Raw genomic sequence first — 2,913 nt, forward strand, 5'->3', positions numbered from 1 at the left:
AGGTCCTGCGCTTCCAATACAACAGTGCAAACCAGCCCCTGAAATTTGCGTAGACTGCTGCGATCCTGAATTCGGAATCCACCATGGACAGCACCAACAGTCGCCGCGAACAGTTACGCATTGTCATCTTCCAGAACGATACGCCTGCCGGACGACGCTTCGACAAAACGTTACTCGTGGTTATCCTTTTCAGCCTGATTGTGGTGGTTCTCGACAGCATTCCTGCCGTCCACGCCAACTACGGGGATTGGTTGGCGTATGCCGAATGGGGCTTCACCGCCATATTCATCGTTGAATACCTCCTGCGCCTCTACTGCTCGCCACAACCGCTGAAATACGCCTTCAGCTTTTACGGGCTGGTGGACTTACTGGCCATCGTGCCCGGCATCCTTGCGCTTTATTACAGCGATGCGCAGTACCTGCTGATTGTGCGGGTCATCCGCATGTTGCGAATTTTCCGGGTGCTCAAACTCAGTCCATACCTGAAGCAGGCCAATTACCTGCTTTCGGCGCTACGCGGCAGCAAGCAGAAGATCATCGTGTTTCTGCTCACTGTGTCTACGCTGGTGGTGGTGTTCGGCACACTCATGTACGTGATCGAGGGTCCCGAGCATGGTTTCACCAGCATTCCGAAAGGCATCTATTGGGCGATCGTCACCCTGACTACCGTGGGCTATGGCGATATCGTGCCCAGAACTGCAGTCGGCCAAATGCTCTCGGCACTGGTGATGATTACCGGTTATTCGATTATCGCCGTACCGACCGGAATCTTCACCGCGGAGCTCGCCACCGCCATGCGTGGCGAACAGCTGAAACATGATTGTCCGGTGTGCTCGAAGAACACTCATGAACACGGTGCGGCTTTCTGCTCACGCTGCGGCAATGCGCTTTTTCCACGGGTGGAAAATAAAGCATAAGCAAATGCCTTTTAAATCTTTAAACGCCTAATGCGCCCCGGCTATAGTCGCGCGCATCAAGCCATCAATGTCTGTACATCCAAAAAGGAATTGCGCAGTGAACAAACTTTTCGCCGCTTCGTTACTCGCCGCAGGACTGGCTTTCGGCAGCGCGGCCCAGGCCGCCCCGACCCTGCTCAACGTGTCGTATGACGTCATGCGTGATTTCTACAAGGACTACAACGCTGCTTTTCAGAAGCACTGGCAAGCCGAGCACAAAGAAAACATCGCGGTGCAGATGTCTTTCGGCGGGTCCAGCAAACAGGCCCGCTCGGTCATCGACGGTCTGCCTGCTGACGTTATCACCATGAATATGGCCACCGACATCAACGCATTGGCTGACAACGGCAAGCTGGTTCCTGATAACTGGGTGACGCGCCTTCCAAACAACAGCGCGCCATTCACTTCGGCCACGGTTTTTATCGTCCGCAAGGGCAACCCAAAAGCGTTGAAAGACTGGCCTGACCTGATCAAGGACGGTGTCGAGGTCATCGTGCCTAACCCGAAAACTTCGGGTAACGGCCGCTACACCTACCTCTCGGCCTGGGGCTATACCCTGAAAAACGGCGGTGATGAAGCCGCTGCCAAGCAGTTCGTCGGTAACCTCTTCAAACACGTACCCGTGCTAGACACCGGCGGCCGTGGTGCAACCACCACGTTCATGACCAACCAGATCGGCGACGTGCTGATCACCTTTGAAAACGAAGCAGAAATGATCGCCCGTGAATTCGGCCGTGATCAGTTCGAAGTGGTCTACCCGAGCGTGTCGGCTGAAGCCGAGCCGCCCGTCAGCGTGGTGGATAAAGTCGTCGACAAGAAAGGCAGCCGCGCCGCCGCCGAGGAATACCTGAAATACCTGTGGTCCCCTGAAGGTCAGGAAATCGCTGCCAACAACTACCTGCGTCCACGCGACCCCGCGGTGCTTGCCAAATACACCGACCGCTTCCCGAAGGTTGATTTTCTTTCGGTAGAAAAAACTTTTGGCGACTGGCGCACTGTGCAGAAAACCCACTTTGCTGATGGTGGGGTGTTTGATCAGATTTATACCGGCAAGTGATCGGGCTGGTCTGAAATGAAAACGGCGACCTTCGGGTCGCCGTTTCGTTTTTGCTGCTAGCAGGACAGCGTTATCCATACGCCATGCGTTCGCTCAGGGTCCAGATCAACACAAATACCGCCTGCGTATCACACCACTAAAGAGAATGAATTCGTCCGGCTAACTCGCCTCGGGCAATTGTTCCAGCCTGATCAACGAATGATCAATTACCGTCTTGGCCATATCGATAAGATGTACCACCGACAATGCAAGATGGCGGTCCGAACCAGTCAGTCTGTCACCGCTTTCGTACGCTGTTGCGGCTGCACATTGCAGCAAATTGGAAGCATGACCAAGGGCCTCTTCCAGATCTGAATGAGGCATGGGTAAGAGATGTGGCATTTTTTAAGAACTCCAACGTCAAGGGAAGCTGCCGACATCGCTACTAAACGATAGGGTGGCAGCTGTGCGCAGGTTAGTAGACCGGGACGTTGGACCGGCGCACCCGAAGGTGCCCTGAGCACAGCCGCCATAAAGCTCAAGCGTCTGAAAACGCCTGAATTCAGGAGGATTGTGCTTCCACGTCGCGGGCTACTAAACCCGGTCACCGACTTTTCGGTGACCGACGAACCTTAGTGGCCTGAACGGGGAGACACAAGTGGTCGGGATTGTCTCGGAAACTTCACTCAAGAGAAAGAGAGAAGTCCTGCCGTGTTATATGGCCAGAGCCTACAAAACGCTTTTTAGAAATTTCATACATGCAGTCGCGGGGCAAAAGGCTAGTCGTTGATGATTGCCTACATTACGCGGTTCGATCACAGCGAGATGGGAGATTCTATGTTTGCCTGCAAGCGTGCTCTTGATCTTGTAGGACCGGCTTTAGCCGGGAGAGCGGTATGTCGCCAAAGAAAATTTACCGGC

General features: G+C 54.2%; 3 protein-coding genes. 2 read left to right on the top strand and 1 reads right to left on the bottom strand.

Going from position 1 to position 2,913, the window contains the following annotated elements; genetic code table 11:
• The first annotated feature begins 83 nt into the window (after positions 1-83).
• Entirely contained in the window at positions 84-917 is an 834-nt protein-coding gene (locus tag H8S59_RS26630) for an ion transporter (RefSeq protein ID WP_187523345.1), read from the top strand.
• A gap of 97 nt (positions 918-1,014) precedes the next feature.
• Entirely contained in the window at positions 1,015-2,013 is a 999-nt protein-coding gene (locus H8S59_RS26635) for a sulfate ABC transporter substrate-binding protein (protein WP_187523346.1), read from the top strand.
• 159 nt (positions 2,014-2,172) lie between these two features.
• Here H8S59_RS26635 and H8S59_RS26640 read toward each other — a convergent pair whose 3' ends face one another.
• A complete protein-coding gene (locus H8S59_RS26640) occupies positions 2,173-2,394 on the bottom strand; it encodes a DUF6124 family protein (RefSeq protein WP_095099695.1) in 222 nt (73 codons plus the stop codon).
• Positions 2,395-2,913: the final 519 nt, after the last annotated feature.

It is taken from the genome of Pseudomonas folii, from assembly GCF_014357575.1.
GTDB lineage: Bacteria > Pseudomonadota > Gammaproteobacteria > Pseudomonadales > Pseudomonadaceae > Aquipseudomonas > Aquipseudomonas folii.